Source organism: Mesorhizobium sp. RCAM 05099, from assembly GCF_059683685.1.
In genome coordinates, this window is the sequence record NZ_CM185035.1 from 938,699 (window position 1) to 960,590 (window position 21,892).

Genomic DNA, 21,892 nt, shown 5'->3' on the forward strand with positions numbered 1-21,892 from the left:
GAATGCACGGAATTTCAAAGCAGGCATTTCGAGGGGACAAGATGGATTTTGCGTTTCCATGGCCGATGAGCCAGGGCGAATGGCTGGCCTGGTCGAGCGCCGTCGTCACCGCATTGCTCGGCCTGCTGTTTTTTCTGGCACCGGCCCTGGCCTTCCGTGTCCTGCGCTTGCAGGTCAAGCCCGAGAAGGCGGCGGCGATCGCCGAAGGGCGCGGCAGAATGTCGGGCTTCTATCTCGGCGTCGGCCTGTGCTGCATCCTGCTTGCGCAGCCGCTGATCTACATGACGCTTGGCTTCTCCTGGCTGTTCACCGCCTTCGGCCGGCTGCTGTCGATGATGTCGGACGGCGCCAACACGCCTTTCAACTGGCTCTCCATCGTGGTGGAATTGGCGCTGGCGGCGTTGCCGCTCGCCTTCGCCTTCGGCTTTGTGCCTTGAATCCTTAGCTATTCCGGGGCGCAAGACGGGTGACTTTCGCCGGATGCGACAATAGTGCCTGAAAACCATGCGGAACGACGCATTGCGGTCTTAAAATGCCTGTGCTAGACGGCAATCGACTTTCGGCCGGGGATAGCGGAAGCCGCGCCTCCGTGCTCGAAAAAATGCAGTAAGGTCAAAGATTTAGCCAGAGTTTTCGCTCGCGCCAACAATCTGCGGCCTGTCAGACAAGAGAAAAGACGGTCCGTGGCCCAATCGTCATCGCCAATCTCAGGTGTCGCAGAACGCTATGCGGGTTCGCTGTTCGAACTCGCGCTGCAGGCAAATTCCATCGCCAAGGTCGAGGCCGACCTCAACAGTTTCGAAGCGATGCTCGCGGGCAGCGCCGATCTTACCCGGCTGATCAACAGCCCGGTGTTTTCCAGCGAGGACCAGGCCAAGGCTATCGCGGCGATCGCCGACAAGGCCAAGATCACCGGCCTCACCGGCAATTTCCTGCGCGTCGTCGCCAGGAACCGCCGGCTGTTCGCCATCCCCGGCATGATCAGGGCATTCCGCCAGATCGCCGCCGAACATCGTGGCGAGACTGCTGCCGAAGTGACGTCGGCTCATGAGCTGACCGCCGGCCAGCAGACCGAACTCAAGGCGGCGCTGAAGAGCGTTGCCGGCAAGGATGTGGCCATTTCCGTCACCGTCGATCCGTCGTTGCTCGGCGGGCTGGTGGTCAAGATGGGCTCGCGCCAGATCGATACGTCGCTCAAAACCAAACTCAATTCGCTCAAGCTTGCACTGAAAGAGGTCGGCTGATGGACATCCGCGCCGCGGAAATTTCCGCAATTCTGAGAGACCAGATCAAGAATTTTGGCAAGGAGGCCGAGGTCTCCGAAGTAGGACAGGTGCTGTCCGTCGGTGACGGTATCGCCCGCGTCTACGGCCTCGACAACGTCCAGGCCGGCGAGATGGTCGAATTCCCCGGCGGCATCCGCGGCATGGCGCTCAACCTCGAAGCCGACAATGTCGGCGTCGTCATCTTCGGTGCCGACCGCGACATCAAGGAAGGCGACATCGTCAAGCGCACCGGCGCCATCGTCGACGTTCCCGTCGGCCCCGGCCTGCTCGGCCGCGTCGTCGACGCGCTCGGCAACCCGATCGACGGCAAGGGCCCGATCAAGGCAGTCGAGCGCAAGCGCGTCGACGTCAAGGCGCCCGGCATCATCCCGCGCAAGTCGGTGCACGAGCCGATGTCGACCGGCCTCAAGGCCATCGACGCGCTGATCCCGGTCGGTCGCGGCCAGCGCGAGTTGGTCATCGGCGACCGTCAGACCGGCAAGACCGCCATCATCCTCGACACGATGCTCAACCAGAAGTCGGTGCACGACAACGGCCCCGAGAAGGAAAAGCTCTACTGCGTCTACGTCGCCGTCGGCCAGAAGCGCTCGACCGTCGCGCAGTTCGTCAAGGTGCTGGAAGAGCGCGGCGCGCTCGAATACTCGATCATCGTCGCCGCCACCGCTTCCGATCCGGCGCCGATGCAGTTCCTGGCGCCGTTCGCCGGCTGCACCATGGGTGAATATTTCCGCGACAATGGCATGCATGCGCTGATCAGCTACGACGATCTGTCGAAGCAGGCCGTCGCCTATCGCCAGATGTCGCTGCTGCTGCGCCGTCCGCCGGGCCGCGAAGCCTATCCGGGCGACGTCTTCTATCTGCACTCGCGCCTGCTCGAGCGCGCCGCCAAACTCAACGACGACATGGGCGCCGGTTCGCTGACCGCCCTGCCGATCATCGAGACGCAGGCCAATGACGTTTCGGCCTATATCCCGACCAACGTGATCTCGATCACCGACGGCCAGATCTTCCTGGAAACCAATCTGTTCTTCCAGGGTATCCGTCCCGCCGTCAACGTCGGCCTCTCGGTCAGCCGCGTCGGCTCTGCCGCGCAGGTCAAGGCGATGAAGCAGGTCGCCGGCTCGATCAAGGGCGAGCTCGCGCAGTACCGCGAAATGGCGGCCTTCGCGCAGTTCGGCTCGGATCTCGACGCCGCCACGCAGCGCCTGCTCAACCGCGGATCGCGCCTGACCGAGCTCCTGAAGCAGCCGCAGTTCTCGCCGCTGAAGACGGAAGAGCAGGTCGCGGTGATCTTCGCCGGCGTCAATGGCTATCTCGACAAGCTGCCGGTCAACCAGGTCGGCAAGTTCGAGCATGGCCTGCTCAGCCACATGCGCGCGGCCGGCAAGGATGTGCTCGAGGCCATTCGCAAGGAAAAGGCGCTGTCGGACGATCTGCGCGCCAAGCTGAAGGCGGAAATCGACGCCTTCGCCAAGACCTTTGCTTGAACGAAGCCGGACGACGGGATCAGGTTTGAAGCATGCCTTCACTAAAAGACCTTCGTAACCGTATCGCCTCGGTCAAGGCGACGCAGAAGATCACCAAGGCGATGCAGATGGTCGCCGCGGCGAAGCTGCGCCGTGCGCAAGAGGCCGCGGAAGCGGCGCGCCCCTATTCGGAGCGCATGGGTTCCGTGCTGGCCAACATCACCCAGGCTATCGGCGGCGGCGGCGATGCCCCGGCGCTGATGACCGGCACCGGCAAGGACGACGTGCACCTGCTCGTCGTCTGCACCGCCGAGCGCGGCCTGTGCGGCGGCTTCAATTCGCAGATCGCGCGCCTTGCCCGCGACCATATCCGCAAGCTGCTGGCCGACGGCAAGCAGGTCAAGATCATCTGCGTCGGCAAGAAGGGCTTCGATATCCTGCGCCGCGACTATGCATCGATGATCCTCGACCGCGTCGACCTGCGTGAAGTCAAGACGCTCGGCTTCGTCAATGCCGATGCCATCGCCAAGAAGGTCATCCACCTCTTCAACGAGGGCGGCTTCGACATCTGCACGCTGTTCTATTCGCAGTTCAAGTCGGTGATCAGCCAGATCCCGACCACGCAGCAGATCATTCCGGCCGGTCTCGCCTCCGCTCCCGCAGAGGCGGTGGATGGCGGCAACGCGGTCTACGAATACGAACCGGAGCCGGGCGAAATCCTCTCCGACCTCATTCCGCGCAACATCTCGGTGCAGGTTTTCCGGGCACTGCTCGAAAACGCGGCCGGCGAAATGGGCGCCAAGATGAGCGCCATGGACAATGCGACGCGCAACGCCGGCGAGATGATCAACAAGCTGTCGATCACCTACAACCGTCAGCGGCAGGCGCAGATCACCAAGGAACTGATCGAAATCATTTCGGGCGCCGAGGCGCTCTAGTCGCGGTTCGCGGGTCATCGACCCGCGACCGGACCGCGTGAGAAACAAAGGACGAAAAAGGGTAAAGACGATGGCGAAAGCAGCGACCCCCAAGACGGCGGCCCCCAAGGCCGCAGCCGCGAAGACCGCAGCCCCCGTGAAGGCGGCAAAGGCTCCGGCAGCGGCAGCCAAGGCGGCTCCGGCCAAGGTATCTCCGGCAAAGACGGCGGCAGCACCCGCAAAGGCCGCCGCGGCCAGGACATCGGCGGTGGCCCCCAAGGCGACAGGCGTCGTCGGCAAGGTTCGCCAGGTCATCGGCGCCGTCGTCGACGTGCAGTTCGGCGATCACCTGCCGGCGATCCTGAACGCGCTTGAGACCACCAATGTCGGCAACCGCCTGGTGCTCGAAGTTGCCCAGCATCTGGGTGAAAACACCGTGCGCTGCATCGCCATGGACTCGACCGAAGGTCTGGTGCGCGGCCAGGAAGTGCGCGACACCGGCGCGCCGATCACCGTTCCGGTCGGCCCGGGCATGCTCGGCCGCATCATCAACGTCATCGGCGAGCCGGTCGACGAAGAAGGCCCGGTCGACGCGATCGAAATGCGCTCCATCCATCAGCCGGCTCCGAGCTATGTCGAGCAGTCGACGGAAGCCCAGATCCTGATCACCGGCATCAAGGTGCTCGACCTGCTGGCGCCCTACGCCAAGGGCGGCAAGATCGGCCTGTTCGGCGGCGCCGGCGTCGGCAAGACCGTGCTGATCCAGGAACTGATCAACAACATCGCCAAGGCGCATGGCGGCTACTCGGTGTTCGCCGGCGTCGGCGAGCGCACCCGCGAAGGCAACGATCTTTATCACGAGTTCATCGAATCCGGCGTCAACAAGAAGGGCGGCGGCGAAGGCTCCAAGGCAGCACTCGTCTATGGTCAGATGAACGAGCCGCCGGGCGCGCGCGCCCGCGTCGGCCTGACCGGCCTGACGGTTGCGGAATATTTCCGCGACCAGGGCCAGGACGTGCTGTTCTTCGTCGACAACATCTTCCGCTTCACGCAGGCGGGTTCGGAAGTGTCGGCTCTGCTCGGCCGTATCCCGTCGGCCGTGGGCTATCAGCCGACGCTCGCCACCGACATGGGCGCGCTGCAGGAACGCATCACCACCACCACCAAGGGTTCGATCACCTCGGTGCAGGCCATCTACGTGCCGGCCGACGACTTGACCGATCCGGCGCCGGCGACCTCGTTCGCCCACCTTGACGCGACGACGACGCTGAACCGCGCCATCGCCGAAAAGGGCATCTACCCGGCTGTCGATCCGCTGGATTCGACCTCGCGCATGCTCGACCCGCTGGTCGTCGGCGACGAGCACTATGGCGTCGCGCGCCAGGTGCAGTCGATCCTCCAGCGCTACAAGTCGCTGCAGGACATCATCGCCATCCTGGGCATGGACGAGCTGTCGGAAGAGGACAAGCAGACGGTGGCCCGCGCCCGCAAGATCGAGCGCTTCCTGTCGCAGCCCTTCTTCGTCGCCGAAGTGTTCACCGGCGCGCCGGGCAAGCTGGTCGACCTCGCCGACACCATCAAGGGCTTCAAGGGCCTCTGCAACGGTGATTACGACCACCTTCCCGAAGCTGCCTTCTACATGGTCGGCGGCATCGAGGAAGCGGTCGAGAAGGCACAGCGCCTGGCGGCTGAAGCGGCTTAATTCAGGGAATAGGGAGTAGTCAGTAGCGGGTAGGGAATAGCAGCTGCGTGATGTGGGCCGGTCAGGACCACTTACTACTGCCTAGTTCCTATTCCCTACTCACTAAATTTGATCATGGCTGAAGCTTTCAAATTCGAACTGGTTTCGCCGGAGCGCCTGCTGGTTTCCGAGCAGGTCGAGTCCGTCGTCATTCCAGGCGCCGAAGGTGAGATGACCGTGATGGCACATCACGCGCCGGTCATGACCACCATCAAGCCGGGTGTCGTCACGGTGAAGACCGCGTCGGGTGGCGAAGAGCGCTATGTCGTGTTCGGCGGTTTCGCCGACATCGTCCCGGCCGGATGCACGCTGCTGGCGGAATCGGCTGTCGCGGTGAAGGATGTCGATCGTGCCGATCTCGCGCGCCGCATCCAGGAAGCCAAGGAAGACGCCGCCGACGCCAAGGACGACCAGACCCGCAGCAAGGCGGAGCAGTTCCTCAGCCAGCTCACGACGCTGGAAGGCGCCATCATGCCGGCCTGAGCTGGGTCACGATCGTGGATTGAAAAAAGCGGGGCTTGCCCCGCTTTTTTTGTTTAGCTGCCCAATGCAGCGAAAGCAGCCGCCGGTCCGCCACGGCGCAACTGTTCGAGATGGTTGGCTGTGAGCTCCATCAATCTTTCGCGCCCTGGCTCCCCCTTGGCAAAGCCGGCCAGATCGAACACCGCGGCGACAGTCTCAGCGGCCGACAGGCGGCTGCCACAGATTGCTGTCATCGGCACGTCGAGCGGATCGGTGAAGTGCGCCTCGGGCAAGGCTTTGCCACGCGCTTCGCAGGCCGCGATCCAGGCGGCCACCACCAGCATAAGATGGCTTGGCGCGGCACCTGCATGGAGGCGCTCGATGGCCGATGCGACGATGCGCTGCGGCAGTTTCTGGCTGCCGTCATTGGCGATCTGCGCGGTGCGGTGGGCGAGCGCGGTGTTGGAAAAACGCTCGGCAAGCTCGGCCGTATAGGCTGATGTATCGAGCCCGGCGCCCTCCGGCAGCGTCGGGATCGCCTCGGCCCATAGTGCATCGACAAAGGCCCGTATCGCCGGGCCGGCGAAGGCGCGGTCGACGGTGGCGTGGCCGCTGAGCAGGCCGAGATAGGCGATCCCGGAATGCGCGCCGTTGAGCAGCCTGAGCTTCATGTCCTCGAACGGCCTGACGTCTTCGACCATGGTGACGCCGAATCGTTCCCAGGCCGGTCGTCCCGCCGGGAACCGGTCCTCGACCACCCACTGGCAGAACGGTTCGGTCATCACCGGCCAGGCGTCCTCGACACCGAGTTCGACGGCGATCCTTGCCCGGTCGGCGTCGGTGGTCGCCGGCACGATGCGGTCGACCATGCTCGACGGAAACGCGACCTGGTTGGCTATGTGATTGGCGAGCCTGGCATCTCCCATTTGGTCGAGCCTGGCATCACGCAATTCGGCGAATTCGGTCAGCAGCCGGTGCAGGGTGGCGCCGTTGGCCGGCAGGTTGTCGCAGCAAAGCACGGTGAAGGGCGGCGTGCCGGCGTCGCGCCGCCGGGCAAGCGCCTCGGCGAGAAAACCATGCGCGGTCTTCGGCATTTGCGGATTCGCCAGATCATGGACGATATCGGGATGAGCGGTGTCCAGTCCGCCGCCCGCTGCCCTCAGATAGGCCTTTTCCGTGATCGTCAGCGTCACGATGCGGGTGCGTGGATCGGTCAGCGCGGCGAGCACAGCGCCCGGGTCTTCCGGCGCCACCAGCATTGAGCCGATGGAACCGATGACGCGGAGTTTCTCCTCGCCGCTGCTCCTGATCGCCAGCGTGTAGAGCCCATCCTGCGGCGACAGCGCGTCGCGCGTATCGGCGCTGCGCAGCGAAACGCCGACGATGCCCCAATCCATGTCCCCCGCCGCCAAGCAGTCGTCGACATAGGCCGCCTGATGGGCGCGGTGGAAGGCGCCGACGCCGAGATGCACGATACCGGGGATGACCTTGCTACGGTCGTATCCCGGAATTGCGACCCCCCTGGGCAACTGTTGCAGCGTGGTGTCGGACAGATGGCTTCTGGTCATCGCATTGCGGGAGCTAGGGGGTTTGGGCAGCGTGGCATGGAGATATCCCGGCGCGGCGGATGACAAGCGGCGTAACACCTGTTTCGGCCTGCCGCAAGGATGCCTGTTTCGGAGACTACGTTGACATCGCCTCTGGCCGAACGTACCGATAACCAATCTGGAAGGAGCCGCTTTTCCCATGGTCGCGCTGACCGATCCGGACCTGCTGTTTCCATCCGAGGCGCGTTCGCGCTCGCTTGCCCGCGACCTCTACGCCGGCGTCAAGGATCTGCCGATCGTCAGCCCGCACGGCCACACCGATCCGCGCTGGTATGCGCTCAACGAGCCGTTTCCCGATCCGGCGCAACTGCTCATCGTGCCGGATCACTACATCTTCCGCATGCTGTTCAGCCAGGGCGTGCGCCTCGAGGATCTCGGCGTGGCGACGCTGGACGGCGCACCGGTGGAGACCGACGGCCGGGCGATCTGGCGGCGCTTTGCCGAAAGCTATTTCCTCTTCCGCGGCACGCCGACCAGGCTTTGGTTCGACCATGTGCTGGCGCATCTGTTCAACATCGAGGAGCCGTTGAACGCCGCGACGGCCGACCGCCACTACGACGCCATCGCGACGCTGCTGCAGTGGGAGAATTTCCGCCCGCGCGCTTTGTTCGAGCGCTTCAACATCGAGGTGATCGCGACGACGGAAGGCGCGCTCGACGATCTCAAATGGCACCAGATGATCCGCGACAGCGGCTGGCAGGGCCGGGTCGTCACCGCCTACCGGCCGGATGCCGTCGTCGATCCCGACTTCGAAGGGTTTTCAGCCAATCTCGACCGGCTCGGCGAGATCACCGGCTGCGACACGGGCCGCTGGGCCGGCTATCTCGACGCGCATCGCCAGCGGCGCACCTTCTTCAAAAGCTTTGGCGCGACATCGTCCGATCACGGTCATCCGACGGCCGAGACCGCCAATCTTTCGGATGCGGCGGCCGAAGAGCTGTTCAATCGGGTTCGCCATGGTTCGGACGACGAGCGCGAGAAGCGGCTGTTTCGCGCCCAGATGCTGACCGAGATGGCCAAGATGAGCCGGGATGACGGGCTGGTCCTGCAGATCCATCCCGGTTCCCAGCGCAACCACTCGCGCGCCATCTTCGAGAGATTCGGCCGGGACAAGGGTTTCGATATTCCGACCAGGACGGACTATGTCTCGGCGCTCAAGCCGCTGCTCGACTGCGTCGGGCTGGAGCGCGAGCTGACGATCATCCTGTTCACGCTCGACGAGAGCAGCCATGCACGCGAACTGGCGCCGCTGGCCGGCGTCTACCCGGCGCTGAGGCTCGGCCCGGCGTGGTGGTTCCACGACAGCCCGGAAGGCATGCGCCGGTTTCGCGAGATGACCACCGAAACGGCCGGCTTCTACAATACCGTCGGCTTTAACGACGACACCCGTGCCTTTCCGTCGATTCCGGCCCGCCACGACGTGGCGCGCCGGGTCGACTGCGCTTTCCTGGCCAAACTCGTCGCCGAGCACAGGCTGCGCGAAGACGAGGCGCATGAGCTGGCACGGGAACTGGCCTATACGCTCGCCAAGAAAGCCTATCGGCTCTGAAATGTGATGTCGCGGGCTCGGCTGCCTGGCGCCATGAGGAGGGGACGATGACGCTAGCAAGGATTTTCGCGCATGCCGGCGAGGGTGCCTGGACGGCGACGCCGGACGGCAATCGCCGACGTGTTCTCTTGCACACCGATGAACTGATGATGGTCGAGTTCGGCTTCGACAAGGGTGGCGTCGGCGCCCTGCATTCGCACCCGCATGTCCAGGCAAGCTATGTCGCCGAAGGCCGCTTCGAGGTGACCGTCGACGGCCGGACCGAGATTTTGGAAGCCGGCGGCAGCTTCATCGTCCCGTCCGGTCTGGTGCACGGCGTCAAGGCACTGGAGGCAGGGCGGCTGGTCGACAGTTTCACGCCGCACCGGGCCGATTTCCTCGCCTGATCGCACGGAATCCATGCACGCCGGGAGGTGCCCACGCCGCTTTGGTCCAGCACATCCCGCAAACGAAAAAACCCGCACCTCCGTAGAGGCGCGGGCTGCTGCCTGCGCAGCTTTTGCGCCGCGAGACTCCAAACAGCACCACAGGGATACGAACCTGCCCCATCATGGTGAAAACAGGCGGTGCGGTGGCCGGCTCGGCATTGGTGGGAAGGATGCGGATCAGAACTTGTAGCTGAGGCCGGCCCGGATATCGTGCGTCTGGAGATCAACGTCCGCCTTGACCAATCCAGTCGCTGCCGAGAGGTCCTTGCTGCCGAAGTCGGAATAACGATATTCGACCCGAGCGATCCATTTGTCGGTGAAGGCATGCTCGACGCCAGCTCCAGCCGTCCAGCCAATATGGGTTTCGTCGTGGAGCGGTATTTCAACGGCGCCGACGTTGGATGCAGTCAACTCATATTTGGCCGCGGCCACGCCGGCAGTGATGTAGGGCAAAGTCCGATCGAAAGCGTAGCCGGCCCGCAGCCGCGCCGAACCCGACCATTTGAGTTCGTTCTTGAGCAACACATTGTCGAGGGTCGTCAGCCCGTCCACATTATTGTCCGTGACGTCAGCCTCGACACCAAGCACGAAGCGGTTCGCCATTTCCTGATTGACGCCGATATGGATGCCGCCAATAAAACCGTCCGGATCAATGGAGGTGCCAACGCCACCGATGAAAAGATCGGATTTTCCGGCGGCGTAACCGAAGTGAATGCCGGCATAGAGGCCAGACCAGGTAAAGCCCGCTTCAACCGGCGCTGACTCGCCATCGATGACGGCGTCGGCCGCGAAGGCGGAGCTCGTCATGAAAATCATTGCAGCTGTGATCAAAATCGTTTTCTTCATCGTAACTCCCTGAAAATTGGAAACGTTGAGTGGCGCAGAAATAGCCAGTGGGCACACGATGCTGCCCAGCAACGAGCTACTATTGCCGCGCTTCGGCAATGCATTGAACTTCGCTATTCACGCCAGCTTGGCGCACGTCGATGCGCGACTGGTATCGACGTCCGATGGGGCGTCTTACGACCAGTGAATTGTCACTTCTTGCTCGGATCGTCCGCCGGGTTGACGTAGGTGATCGCGAAGGGACCTTCGCCGTGGACCTGGACAATCGTATCGCTTGTCGTCCACGCGAAGTGATTCATTCCCGTCGGGGCAACGCCGAAGCCCCCGGCCGTCAGTTCGATACCCTTCGCCTCGTTGAGCTTGTCGCCCATTCCGATGTGAAAGTTGCCGGAAATCACCGTCACATATTCCGAGGTGGGGTGGTTGTGGGCGGGAATTTTGTAGCCTGCGGGCATCTTCAGCCGCAGCACATAGATGCCGTCCTTTGACGGATCGCCCGCAACAACCGCGAACTGTGCGCCAGCTGGAAGGACAGCAGGAGCGGGTCCCCATTTGATGCTGTCGGCATTCATTGGCATGTCATCAGCAAGCAAGGGCGCTGTTCCAACGAGCAGAAGTGCAAGTGTGCAGGCAAGTTTCAACATCCCGGTATCTCCATTGGGTTCGCAGAAAGGTCGCGTTTCGCTGGGCTCGACGGATGACAAGGTCAGGCCATCGGAAGGGGACTAATCGGTTGAGCCGCAGCGTTTGGAGATGTAGACGCCTGACTCGAGGTTCAACAATGATTGCAACATCGGATTTACATGCAGGAACACCGGATCACGGGCCTCCTGCCGGGCCGGACCTGTTGTCGGAAATGCTGAAAGCCGTAAGACTGACGGGCTCCGTCTTTCTGAATGCCTGTTTCAGCGCGCCGTTCGGCGTCGTGGCCCCGAAATACTATGACCCGTCCGCCCCCATGGCGCACCTGCGCCATATCAGCATTTTCCATTTTGTCGTGACGGGCAACTGCACTTTCGAGGCCGCAAACAGCGAGCGGCGAGAAGTCACTGCTGGCGATCTGCTGTTCCTGCCATTCGCCGGTCATCACAAGATCTGGAAGGGCGAACCGCTGGTGATGGCCGAAGCCGGACAAATCGTTCAGCCTGGTCGGATCGAAGGGATGTGGACTGTCAACTATGGCGGCGGCGGTGACGAACTGCGCATGGTCTGCGGCTTCCTCGAGTCTTCGGAATTTCTGTTCGCGCCGGTGTTCCGCACGCTTCCGGCGCTCATCGTCGAGAAGATGTCGGACGACAAGGTTGGCGCCCTGATCGCCTCAACCGTGCGCGAAATCGATCTGCATGTCGAGGCGGCGGCGCCGGGTTCGCAGGCGATGCTTGGACGGCTCATGGAGCTTTTGTTCGTCGAACTGCTGAGGCGCCATGTTGCCCGGCTTCCACCCGGCTCAAAGGGTTGGTTCGCGGCGCTCAACGATCCGATTGTCGGAAGGACGCTGCAGCTTCTCCACGCCGACCCAGCGCGCCACTGGACCGTCGGTCAGATTGCCGACAAGGTTGGCTCATCGCGCACGATCGTCGCGGAGCGGTTCAATGCGCTGCTCGGCCGCCCGCCGATCGAATACGTAACGAGCTGGAGGATCCAGCTGGCTGGCGAGCGTCTGCGTTTCGGTCACGAAAGTCTCGCCAGTATCGCTGCCGGTGTGGGGTATCAATCCGAGGCTGCGTTCAGTCGCGCCTTCAAACGCGTCACCGGGATCACGCCGGGAAAATGGCGAGAACGGACCGGCTCCTCCGCGGATCTTGCCATAGGAACTGCTTCACCCTGGGCCGCTTCGAGGTGACATAGACGGCCGGATAGAAATCCTCGAGTCCGGCGGCGGCTTCATCGTTCCGTCCGGTATGCGCACGGTGTCAGGCACTGGAAGCGGGCGGCCGCCGCTTCGCGGCCATTCGGAAATGACAAAACCCGCGCCTCCCGAGAGGCGCGGGCAGTTGCCTGGGCGCCCGTGGCGCCGCGGTACTCAAGACATAACCGCAGGATTGGAAACCTGCCGGATCATGGTGAATATAAGCTTAACGCGCCGGGTGGTCGCGACGGCTGGTGGCCAGCAAGCGATGGGTGGCTTCGAGAATGGCCTCGACCGGCGTGTTGGCGATATCAGCCGATCCGCCACGCCTCGGCGCCGTCACCACTTCGACCATATTCGACAGCGGCCGCCAACGTTCCATGTTGGCGCTGTTGTTGACGATCACCGTCGGGGTCATGACCGCGGCGAACAGGTGCCCAAGACCGCCTTCCATGCCGACATAGGCGGCCGCCATCTCGCCGAGCGCGAGCAGCAGATCGCCGAACGCCTCGGTATCGAGCCCAAGATCCGGACCGACCACGGCTAAACGAGGTTCCTTGGCGGCAAGGGTCTGCCACGTCGGTCCGTTGCCGGGAGTCACCAGATAGATCACCCGATAGCCAGCATCAATGAGATTGCCTGATATGGCTGATATCTGGGCCTCGCTCATGAACTTGTTGCTCTTGGCGTTGCCGCCAAGAAGGATGAGCGGACGGTCGTCCACGCCGCGAAGCTGATGCGCCAGGGCGCGGGCGGCTTGTGGGACATCGAGCCTGTGGTCGAATGGCAGGTGCCGGCCGGCCAGGCGTTCGATCAGCCGATGGTAGCGCCAGGCATTGTGTTCGGGACGCAAAGTCCATTTGGTACGCCAACGCGGCGATAGAAGATAACCGGCAAAATTGGGCTCGTAGCGCACGCCGCGGCCGACAAGCCGCAGTCTGGTCGCCATCAGGCTGGGCACGCCGGTGCGGAAGTCGACGACCGTCGTTGGCCTGCCCGGCGTCGCGAACTCGGCCAGAATGGCGGAAAGCGGCACAATCGTCCTGAAGTCATCGACGAGGGCAGCGGCATGCCTGCGCAATACGCCCGTGAGCGAGGATCTGCGTATGCTGCCATAAACGATCTGGCTTTGCGGGAAGGCTGTTCTCGCCGCGCGCAATGCCGGTATCCGCAGCAATCCGTCGCCAAGCGCGTCGTTGCGGGCGTAGAAGATCAGCAGAGGGGCGGTCGAATCCATGTCCGGGTGCACAATCCGTAGGTCGCTCGACGAAGGCGTGAAAATGGATGGCCCGATCGGAAGCATCCTGTTCCGATCGTCAAGCCTGATATTGAAGCCCTCCTGGCAAGTCAAAGACGATCTGCGCGCCTGCGCCCGGCCAGGTTCCGACGGATAGGCTTCGGTCAGGTGATTTGCCGGAGCAGGCGGAAAATCCGCTCGAACGTCTTGCCATAAGGCGGACGTAGAAGCCCTCCGGCGCTCAGCCGGGACTGCAGGAAAACCGGCTTCTCCTTGCTGAAGGTGCGAAAACCCCATTCACCGTGATAGGCGCCCATGCCGCTGGCGCCAACACCGCCGAAGGGCTGGTTCTCCTGCACCAGATGCAGCATGCAGTCGTTGATGGTGACGCCGCCGGCGACCGTCTCGCGCAGGATGCGCTGGCGGTTGCCGCTGTCGCGCCCGAACCAGTAGAGCGCCAGCGGCCGGTCCGCCCGGTTCACGTGGTCGATCGCGTCGTCGAGGGTGGCGTATTCGACGATCGGCAGCACCGGGCCGAAAATCTCCTCGCGCATCAGCCGCAGGTTTGAGCCGGGGTTTTTGATCAGGGTCGGCGGCAACTTCCGGCTCGTGGGGCCGAACTCTTCACGGGCCGGGTTGACCTCGATGACATCGGCGCCGGCATCACGCGCCTCGGCAATCATGCCGCGCAGACGCTGGTAGTGCCGGTCGCTGACGATGGCGGTATAGTCCGGGTTTTCGCGCAAGGTCGGGTAGAGCCGCGCTATTGCGGTTGCGAGCTTCGCGGCGATGGTGCCTGCCTGTCCCTGCGGTACCAGCAGATAGTCCGGCGCGATGCAGGTCTGCCCGGCATTCAACAGCTTGCCATAGGCAATGCTGGAGGTCGCCGCATCGAGATCGCAGGAGGGATCGAGGATTGCTGGCGACTTGCCGCCGAGTTCGAGCGTGACTGGGGTCAGATTGGCAGCGGCCGCGATCGCGACCTGGCGCCCGACCGCGGTCGAACCGGTGAACAGCAAATGATCGAACGGCATTGACACGAAAGCCTTTCCCACCTCGGCGTCGCCGGCGATGACGCTAAGCTCATCCGGCGCGAAATGCTCGCCGGCCAGTCGCGCCAGCAGCGCGGAAAAAGCCGGCGTCAGTTCGGACGGCTTGACGAGCACCCGGTTGCCGGCGGCGAGTGCCGCGGTGACCGGCGCGACAGCGAGCTGGAAGGGATAGTTCCAGGGCGATACGACCCCGACGACACCGAGCGGCTGCGGCACGAGACGATTTCTGCCCGGCAGGAACGGCATGGTGGTGGCAACACGACGCTCCCGCATCCAGCCCTTCAGATGGGAAAGCGCGTGGCGGATGCCGGCACGCACGACAAACAGTTCCGCCAGGCGCGTCTCGTGTGCCGAGCGGCCACCAAAATCGGCGTCGATCGCCGCGCAGATGTCAGCCTCATGCCGCTCGGTGAGCGCCAACAGGCGTTGCAGACGGTCCTTGCGGACGCCAAAATCCGGAAAGGGCTGCGCCTCGAAGGCCGCGCGCTGCAACTGGAACCGCTCGCCGAGAGCATCCTGTCTGGTCTGCAGCATTGCCTTCTCCCTGCATTGTCGGGTCAAGCTTACATCGCGACGCGTGAAGGAATCCAGCGGGATGCAGGTGTCGCTGGGGAAGGCGCGGCTCGCCGAGCAGGCCAATCCTCAGCGCTTCTCGCAGTCTGGTGATCCCTGCCTAGGCTTGTTCTTGTTGTGGTTCGATGACGGCTGCGCTACTGCAAGGCGCCACGCGGAGAGTATCTTGATCGGTTTTCACATCCTCTCCAACCTCCGAAAAATCGCTTCTAGCCCGGTATCCGCCTGATGCAGGCATCCGCGATGAGCGTTCCGGCCGAGGACCCCAAGCGGCGCGTCCTGAAGGATGTGTTCGGCTTCGATGATTTTCGTCCCGGCCAGGCCGACGTGATGGACGCATTGCTGGCCGGGCGTCATGTGCTGGCCGTGATGCCGACGGGTGCGGGCAAATCGCTCTGCTACCAGGTTCCGGCGCTGGTTCTGGGCGGGCTCACCATTGTCGTCTCGCCGCTGGTGGCGCTGATGCAGGATCAGGTTGCCGCGCTGCGCCTAGCCGGGGTGGCGGCCGATACGATCAATTCCTCGATTGAGCGCGATGCCAATATCGCCGCCTGGCGCCGCGTGGCTTCGGGCCAGACGCGCCTGCTCTATCTCGCGCCGGAGCGGCTGATGACCGAGCGGATGCTGGAGGCGCTCGCCAGGCTCGACGTCCGCCTGATCGCCGTCGACGAGGCGCATTGCATCTCGCAATGGGGCCCGGCGTTCCGGCGCGAATATGAAGACCTGTCGCGGCTGCGCGACATTTTTCCTGAGGTGCCGATCATCGCGCTGACGGCGACAGCGGACGAAAGCACGCGCACCGACATCGAGGCACGGCTGTTCGCCGAGCGCGTCGAAACCCTGGTGCTTGGCTTCGACCGGCCGAACATCAAGCTTGCCATCGAAGCCAAGCAGGACGGCAAGCGGCAGTTGCTGAACTTCGTCGGGCGCCATCAAGGCCGCAGCGGCATCGTCTATTGCCTGTCGCGCAAGAAGACGGAGGAGACGGCGGCGTTCCTCGAGAAGAACGGCGTCACCGCGCTCGCCTATCATGCCGGCATGAGCAAGGACGCACGTGACGCGAATCAAAACGCTTTCATGACCTTGTCCGGCGTTGTCATGGTGGCGACCATCGCCTTCGGCATGGGCATCGACAAGCCTGATGTCGCCTTTGTTTTCCACACCGATATGCCGGGCAGCCTCGAAGCCTACTATCAGGAAATCGGCCGTGCCGGTCGCGACGGGCGGGAGGCCGAGGCGCATATGCTGTTCGGTCTTGGCGATATCCGCATGCGGCGGCTGTTCATCGACGACGAGGAGGCGTCGGTAGAGCACAAAAGGCGCTCGCATCGACGGCTCGACACGCTGATCGGCTATTGCGAGACGGCGCAATGCCGCCGCCAGGTGCTGCTTGGCTATTTCGGCGAGGAAGCGCAGCCTTGCGGCAATTGCGACAACTGCCTCGACCAGGCGCCGCGCGCCGATGGCGGACCGGAGGCGCGGATCATCCTGGCGGCGATCGCGCAGAGCGGTGAACGTTTCGGTGCGGGCCATGTCATCGACATCCTGCTCGGCCATGAAACCGAGAAGGTGCTGGCGAGGAGCCACCAGAGGCTGGCCGGCTTCGGAAGCGGTGTGGCGCACAAGAAGGATTTCTGGCTGTCGTTGATCCGGCAACTGGTCGCGGGCGGGTTCCTGGCACCGGACCCGGCCGGCCATGGCGGCCTCGCCATCTCCGACGGCGGCCATGCGCTCGACCGTGGCGAGGTCCCATTCCACTATCGCGTCGAGGTGCGCAGCCGAGCCTTGCGCGGCAAGATGCGTTCCGCCCAGGGTTCCGCCGTGGATACCGAAGGCCTGGATGCTTCGCTGCTGACCACGCTCAAGGCGTTGCGCCTGCGTCTCGCCAAGGAACGCCAGGTGCCGGCCTATGTGGTGTTCTCCGATCGAACCTTGATCGACATGGCCGAGCGCTGTCCGCGCGATCTCGACGCCTTCGCCGAAGTGAATGGTGTCGGCGCCGCCAAGCTCAAGGAGTTCGGCCAGGTTTTCCTGAGTGCAATCGCCGCGCACCAGTCCGACGGATCGGTCTGAAAGGCGACCGCGCAGCGGGGGCGAAAACGCGGTCTCGTCAGCGGCGCCTGTCGGTCAGGAGGCGCCTACACTTATTTTTGCCATGCGTTCATGTAAATTGAGATTCAAAATTAAAAGACTGTTTTGTGCGCCCGGTATGTCATAGTTAATAGACGGCACTTTGTTTAAGTGCAGAAATAGATTTGCCATCAGAAATTTAGCACTCGCTGATGGTTGAGGGCGATTATCATTCTCATGCCCAAAGAGAGCTGTGCAATGACAAATAGCTTGACCTCTATATTTTCTGTGAATCCCACCAAGAGCCATGACGGCATGATTTCGGTCCTGGGGACGCTTCCCCAATTGGCTGGAGCCCTGGCGAACGACGGGCCGTCCGGCGGCCCGACGTTTTTGGCTGCGCTGGCTGCCTCGGTCGAGGGAAGCGTTGGCTGTTACGGCACAGGGGACGCCCGCCGAGCCTTCCTTGTGCCGGCGGTCGACGCGGATTTTCTTCCCGACAGCAACATGAAGAGTTGAGGGCAAAATGCCCCTCACACTGCGCACGACACTCTGTGAGACGAGAGATGCGCTGCACGTGCTGCGCAGGGCCTTGTTCATCAGCGGCCATACCAAATCAATGGAGGGTATAGACTCACTCATTGGCGTCGCCGAAGACAAAGCCGTCCAGGCGATAAGCGCCATTGACCGGGCGGAGATTCGAAGGCCTGTCCTTGTGGCGGTCGCAAATTCGGCGGCGCCGGCAGCTATTGTTCTGCCGATCGCCCAGCCCAAAAAGCTTGGCGAGCTTCGCGACCAGGGGATGGGCCTCAGCGTATATTGCGGCAATCTCCGTTGCGGTCATCTCCGTGCGCTCGAGCTCGATGGTCTGATCGAGATCTACGGCACGCACTACGATTTCATCACCGAAAGGCGACTGGCATCGAAGTTGGTCTGCAAACGGTGCCAAAATGCCGGAGGAAGGCTCGTCGTCGTCTCCGACAAAAGGCCACGCTAATGATCGCCAGGTCGACCCGGCGCTCGAATTGGATCGCCCGGAAACCAACCTTGTCGTCAACCAGCTCGATTTCCACCAGCATTCCGGATTGACCATCGATGGCTGTCAGCCGAGCCATGGTTGCACCGCAGATTCTCCATAATCATTCCCACGCCATGGCAGGCCTCGACTTTCCCCCTCGATCGCCTGACCGCCAGAGCCGGGCTAAAGTCCTGTGCAAGGCAAGACTGAAGCCCAATGTCGCACGCGTTGCATAATCTCTATGATCGCCGCCGTCAGGATGGATCGTGCGATTGGTTGAGGACTTCATACGTCGCTGGAACAGGCTTTCGCTGGCCTTGCAGTTCCTTGTCGCCGGCGGCGTCGGGCTGCTGGCGGTGATGCTGGTGGTCGGACTGTGGGTGACCTCGCAGATACGGCAAGGCGTCATCCGCAACTCCGCCGCCACCACGGCGCTCTATGTCGACAGCGTGATCGCGCCGCTGCTGCCGGACATGCGCAAGAGCCGCGAGCTCAGCGACAGCGTCAAACAGGCGCTTGACGAAACGCTCGACCAGGGCGCGCTCGGCAAGCGGCTGGCCTCGTTCAAGCTGTGGCGGCGCGACGGCACGGTTCTCTACGCCAAGGACAAGACGTTGATCGGCAAGGTTTTCGAGCCGAACGCCAACCTCGATCACGCTTTCAACGGTAATGTCGTGGCTGAGTTCAACAAACTCGACGACGCCGAAAGCAGAAGGGAAAAGGGCATCGGCGTGCCGCTGCTGGAAATCTACAATCCGGTGCGCGAACCCTGGTCTGGCGATGTCGTCGCCGTCTCCGAATTCTACGAAGTGGCCGAGGATTTCCAGTTGACGCTGAACGCCGCCTTGTGGTCGAGCTGGCTGGTGGTGGCTGGCGCCACGGCGGCGGCGCTCGCACTTCTTTCGGGCATCGTCTTTCGCGGCAGCCGCACCATCGAGACGCAGCGAACCGCGCTTGAAGCAAAGGTTGCAGAATTGCAGGCGCTGCTGTCGCAGAACTCGACGCTGCGCCAGCGCGTCCAGCGTGCCTCGCGCCGCGCCACCGCCATCAACGAGCGATATCTCAGGCGCATTGGCGCCGACCTGCATGACGGGCCGGCCCAGTTGGTTGCGCTGGCCGCGCTCCGGATGGACAGCCCGCTGCTACTGGATCCCGACGCCTCGGCCGAACAGCGCCAAGCCGAGGTGGCCGGCATCCACAAGACGCTCGGTGAGGCGATGCGCGAGATCCGCGGCATCTGCAACGGGCTGGTGTTGCCACAGATCGAAACGGCCGCGGTGGCCGACATCCTGCGGCTGGCGGTGGCCGAGCACGAAAGGCGCACGGCGAGTTCTGTCTCGCTGGCGCTGCCCGCACAATTGCCGGAACCTGGCGCTTCCGAGAAGATCAGCATCTATCGTTTCGTCCAGGAAGGTTTGAACAACGCCTGGCGCCATGGGCAAGGCAAGGACCAGGCGGTCAAGGCGGGGACGAAAGCCGGCAAGCTTTTCGTTACAGTGTCGGACGGTGGCCCCGGGTTCGATCCGGCAAGAAGCGAGGGCCTGGGCCTGGCCGGCCTGAGGGAGCGGATAGAGAGCATCGGCGGCCGTTTCGAAACCGCGTCCGGCCCGAAAGGCACGCGCCTGTTGATCACATTGTCCGTCGAGGAGCAGCCGTGACCGGTATCATCCACATTGCCATTGTCGACGATCACCCCCTGTTTCGCGAGGGTGTTGCGCGCAGCCTTGCCGAGATCGGCGGCTTCGAAGTGGTTGGCGAAGGCGCGAACGCCGAGGACGCCGAGCGATTGGTCGAGGCCAAGCACCCCGACATACTGCTGCTGGACATCAGCATGCCGGGCGGCGGACTTGCCGCCGCTGCAAGCATCCTGGCCCGGCATTCCGGCCAGAAAATCGTCATGCTGACGGTATCGGAGACCAATGCTGACGTTGCCCAGGCGCTCAATGCCGGGGTGCGCGGCTATGTGCTGAAAGGCGTCGGTTCCAAGATGCTGGCCGAAATCCTGCGTGACGTGTCTGCCGGCGAAAGCTATGTCTCGCCAACGCTGTCGGCGAGACTGCTGTCGGACCTGCTGCAGCCAGCCACCCGCAGGGTTGATCCGCTGTGCCTGCTCACCGACCGTGAGGCCGAGATTCTACGGCTGGTGGCGGAGGGCTTGAGTAACAAGGAGGTTGCCGGGCGGCTTGCGCTGCAGGAAAAGACCGTCAAGCATCACATGACGCGGGTCCTGTCGAAGCTCAATGTGCGCAACCGCACCGAGGCCGCGCTGCTGATGCACGAGGCGAAGGACCGCACCGGCTGAGGGCGAGGCTGATCCCTGGCCGGTATCCGTATCGACGCAAAAACTCACCCCCGCCCGAAGGCGAGGGTGAGGTGAGAAGCGAGTGTTGCCTTACTAAACTCCCCCGCTCTCTCACAACCGTTGGGCCTCACAACCGTTTCAGGCGGGCCAAATCGGCGGCAGTCGCCGCGCGCTCGACGATTGTGCGGCCAAGCGCATCCTTCATCACGAAGCGGCCGTTTTCGATCTTTTCCCGGAGGCCATCGGGGTGGACAACCTGGATGATGCTGCCGTGAATACTGACCTTGTCGCCTGTCTCGGGATTGACGTGGCTGTTGCTGGGACCTGTACCACCGCCGCTGCCGCTGCTACCACTGTTGCTACCGCTACCCCCGCTGCCGCTGTTGCCGCCGCCGCCGCTACCGCTGTTGCCGCCGCTACCACCACTGCCGCTACCGCTGCCACCTTCACTCTCGCCGCCATCATCCTCGGCGCGGACATCGGCAGGAACGATCCCGGCGGTGCCGTCAAACGTCAAGTGATAGGGTGCGACTGTAAGAACGAGCGCCGTCGAGGCCCGCAGAACGAACCAGCAAATTCGGGTCAACGACGGCACTCTCATGTCTACAGTCCAGCCATGCTAGGGCGTGGTCACCGGCGGTGGGATGTCGTCGTCGCTGGCATCGGTACCATTGTCGTCGCCAGCGTCGTGGCCTGCCCCGTCATCGGCGCCATCATGGCCTTCGCCGTCGTCGCCGCCATCATGGCCTTCGCCGGAGTGGCCACCATCGCCGCCGCCACCACCTCCACCTTCGCCACCACCACCTTCACTCTCGGCGTAGGCGCTGGCGGAGACTACCTTCGCGACACCGGCGCCGTCAAAGGTGAGATGGTAGGGCGCGATGGTCAGCGCGAGCGCCGCGGAAGCCCGCAGGGCGAGCCAGCACAGTCGGGTTAGGGGTAGTTTGCGCATCTTGATCCTCCTTATGCCGGTCTGTAGGAGGTCCTGCTTGAAAAAAACGGACCCGAACCGGCGTTGTTGACAGGCGGAGCATCCGCCGGAACTGAGCCCGACGAAAGCGGCCCAAGACCCATGCATTGCCTGATAGGACTTTTTCGCCACCGGCATCCGACTTAAGTCCGCCGTCCTAGCCGGCTCCGCGGGTGGGCAGGTCAGTTCGGCGTCAGGCAGCCCGCAGTCAATCCGAGTCCAGCCACCAGGCTCGACGCCTTTCATGCAAGCCGCATCGGCCGGCTGGCATCAGTCGGGCTTCTTGGTTGGAGGTCCAGTGAAGATGCCGCGGAGCTTGGGAAAATACAGGACTACAACCGAGGCCGCCAAGATCAGCAGGAGGAAAACCACGAACTGCATGATCGTGTAGCCGATCTGATCGCGCGGCATGAACCAACCGGCCACGACACCAGCGCCAGCCAGGAGAATGCGAATGAGCCAACTCATAGTGATGGAATCCAATGGTTGAACGCTGCCAGCATATCGGGTTCTGCCCGC

The 21,892-nt window shown here is 63.2% G+C and carries 22 protein-coding genes; 14 read left to right on the plus strand and 8 right to left on the minus strand.

Features of this window, described 5'->3' with window-relative positions:
* Nucleotides 1-41: 41 nt before the first annotated feature.
* From AC56QQ_RS04585 to AC56QQ_RS04610, 6 genes are all read left to right on the plus strand, one after another.
* Nucleotides 42-437 (plus strand): AGROH133_08824 family phage infection protein, encoded by a 396-nt coding sequence (locus AC56QQ_RS04585; RefSeq protein WP_497125735.1) that lies wholly within the window; start codon nt 42-44, stop codon nt 435-437.
* 246 nt (nt 438-683) lie between these two features.
* Complete coding sequence (locus AC56QQ_RS04590; RefSeq protein ID WP_497125736.1) at nt 684-1,244, plus strand: F0F1 ATP synthase subunit delta; 561 nt, start codon at nt 684-686, stop codon at nt 1,242-1,244.
* On the plus strand, nt 1,244-2,773 hold the full coding sequence (atpA, locus tag AC56QQ_RS04595; protein ID WP_497125737.1) for a F0F1 ATP synthase subunit alpha: 1,530 nt from the start codon (nt 1,244-1,246) through the stop codon (nt 2,771-2,773). The genes AC56QQ_RS04590 and atpA overlap by 1 nt, the downstream gene beginning before the upstream one ends.
* 32 nt (nt 2,774-2,805) lie before the next feature.
* Complete coding sequence (locus tag AC56QQ_RS04600) at nt 2,806-3,690, plus strand: F0F1 ATP synthase subunit gamma (protein WP_489858342.1); 885 nt, start codon at nt 2,806-2,808, stop codon at nt 3,688-3,690.
* A gap of 70 nt (nt 3,691-3,760) precedes the next feature.
* Complete coding sequence (gene atpD / locus AC56QQ_RS04605; RefSeq protein WP_497125738.1) at nt 3,761-5,371, plus strand: F0F1 ATP synthase subunit beta; 1,611 nt, start codon at nt 3,761-3,763, stop codon at nt 5,369-5,371.
* A 114-nt stretch (nt 5,372-5,485) separates the two neighbouring features.
* Entirely contained in the window at nt 5,486-5,893 is a 408-nt protein-coding gene (locus AC56QQ_RS04610; protein WP_489858340.1) for a F0F1 ATP synthase subunit epsilon, read from the plus strand.
* Nucleotides 5,894-5,946: 53 nt separating this feature from the next.
* Here AC56QQ_RS04610 and AC56QQ_RS04615 read toward each other — a convergent pair whose 3' ends face one another.
* On the minus strand, nt 5,947-7,440 hold the full coding sequence (locus AC56QQ_RS04615) for a mannitol dehydrogenase family protein (protein WP_497125739.1): 1,494 nt from the start codon (nt 7,438-7,440) through the stop codon (nt 5,947-5,949).
* Nucleotides 7,441-7,618: 178 nt separating this feature from the next.
* Between AC56QQ_RS04615 and uxaC the strand changes: the two genes are divergently transcribed.
* Both uxaC and AC56QQ_RS04625 read left to right on the plus strand, forming a co-directional pair.
* The gene (uxaC, locus tag AC56QQ_RS04620; protein ID WP_497125740.1) at nt 7,619-9,028 is read left to right on the plus strand and encodes a glucuronate isomerase; all 1,410 of its coding nucleotides are present in this window, start codon (nt 7,619-7,621) and stop codon (nt 9,026-9,028) included.
* 47 nt (nt 9,029-9,075) lie between these two features.
* The gene (locus tag AC56QQ_RS04625) at nt 9,076-9,414 is read left to right on the plus strand and encodes a cupin domain-containing protein (protein WP_497125741.1); all 339 of its coding nucleotides are present in this window, start codon (nt 9,076-9,078) and stop codon (nt 9,412-9,414) included.
* Nucleotides 9,415-9,633: 219 nt separating this feature from the next.
* Here the strand turns inward: AC56QQ_RS04625 and AC56QQ_RS04630 are convergent, their stop codons facing one another.
* On the minus strand, nt 9,634-10,401 hold the full coding sequence (locus AC56QQ_RS04630; protein WP_497125742.1) for an outer membrane protein: 768 nt from the start codon (nt 10,399-10,401) through the stop codon (nt 9,634-9,636).
* A 92-nt stretch (nt 10,402-10,493) separates the two neighbouring features.
* Nucleotides 10,494-10,946, minus strand: coding sequence for a cupin domain-containing protein (locus AC56QQ_RS04635; protein WP_497125743.1), 453 nt, complete (start codon nt 10,944-10,946; stop codon nt 10,494-10,496).
* Between AC56QQ_RS04635 and AC56QQ_RS04640 the strand changes: the two genes are divergently transcribed.
* Nucleotides 10,925-12,145 carry an AraC family transcriptional regulator gene (locus AC56QQ_RS04640; RefSeq protein ID WP_497125744.1) on the plus strand — a complete coding sequence of 407 codons (1,221 nt, stop codon included), beginning with the start codon at nt 10,925-10,927 and terminating at the stop codon, nt 12,143-12,145. The genes AC56QQ_RS04635 and AC56QQ_RS04640 overlap by 22 nt on opposite strands.
* A 232-nt stretch (nt 12,146-12,377) precedes the next feature.
* Here AC56QQ_RS04640 and AC56QQ_RS04645 read toward each other — a convergent pair whose 3' ends face one another.
* Nucleotides 12,378-13,388: a glycosyltransferase family 9 protein gene (locus tag AC56QQ_RS04645; protein ID WP_497125745.1), complete on the minus strand. Its 1,011-nt coding sequence runs from the start codon at nt 13,386-13,388 to the stop codon at nt 12,378-12,380.
* Between the two features lie 164 nt (nt 13,389-13,552).
* Nucleotides 13,553-14,974, minus strand: coding sequence for a coniferyl aldehyde dehydrogenase (locus AC56QQ_RS04650; protein ID WP_497125746.1), 1,422 nt, complete (start codon nt 14,972-14,974; stop codon nt 13,553-13,555).
* 267 nt (nt 14,975-15,241) lie between these two features.
* On the opposite strand from AC56QQ_RS04650, the gene recQ reads away from it, so the two are divergent.
* From recQ to AC56QQ_RS04675, 5 genes are all read left to right on the plus strand, one after another.
* Entirely contained in the window at nt 15,242-17,086 is a 1,845-nt protein-coding gene (gene recQ / locus AC56QQ_RS04655) for a DNA helicase RecQ (RefSeq protein WP_497125747.1), read from the plus strand.
* Nucleotides 17,087-17,398: 312 nt separating this feature from the next.
* Nucleotides 17,399-17,602, plus strand: coding sequence for a hypothetical protein (locus AC56QQ_RS04660; protein ID WP_497125748.1), 204 nt, complete (start codon nt 17,399-17,401; stop codon nt 17,600-17,602).
* 7 nt (nt 17,603-17,609) lie between these two features.
* Nucleotides 17,610-18,080 (plus strand): hypothetical protein, encoded by a 471-nt coding sequence (locus tag AC56QQ_RS04665; RefSeq protein ID WP_497125749.1) that lies wholly within the window; start codon nt 17,610-17,612, stop codon nt 18,078-18,080.
* A gap of 287 nt (nt 18,081-18,367) precedes the next feature.
* Nucleotides 18,368-19,759 carry a sensor histidine kinase gene (locus AC56QQ_RS04670; RefSeq protein WP_489858327.1) on the plus strand — a complete coding sequence of 464 codons (1,392 nt, stop codon included), beginning with the start codon at nt 18,368-18,370 and terminating at the stop codon, nt 19,757-19,759.
* The gene (locus AC56QQ_RS04675; RefSeq protein ID WP_497125750.1) at nt 19,756-20,403 is read left to right on the plus strand and encodes a response regulator; all 648 of its coding nucleotides are present in this window, start codon (nt 19,756-19,758) and stop codon (nt 20,401-20,403) included. Before AC56QQ_RS04670 ends, AC56QQ_RS04675 begins: the two co-directional genes overlap by 4 nt.
* Before the next feature lie 127 nt (nt 20,404-20,530).
* Here the strand turns inward: AC56QQ_RS04675 and AC56QQ_RS04680 are convergent, their stop codons facing one another.
* The 3 genes from AC56QQ_RS04680 to AC56QQ_RS04690 form a co-directional block, all read right to left on the minus strand.
* A complete protein-coding gene (locus AC56QQ_RS04680; protein ID WP_497125751.1) occupies nt 20,531-21,004 on the minus strand; it encodes a hypothetical protein in 474 nt (157 codons plus the stop codon).
* Between the two features lie 18 nt (nt 21,005-21,022).
* Nucleotides 21,023-21,355 carry a hypothetical protein gene (locus tag AC56QQ_RS04685; RefSeq protein WP_497125752.1) on the minus strand — a complete coding sequence of 111 codons (333 nt, stop codon included), beginning with the start codon at nt 21,353-21,355 and terminating at the stop codon, nt 21,023-21,025.
* Nucleotides 21,356-21,643: 288 nt separating this feature from the next.
* On the minus strand, nt 21,644-21,841 hold the full coding sequence (locus AC56QQ_RS04690; RefSeq protein WP_497125753.1) for a hypothetical protein: 198 nt from the start codon (nt 21,839-21,841) through the stop codon (nt 21,644-21,646).
* Nucleotides 21,842-21,892: the final 51 nt, after the last annotated feature.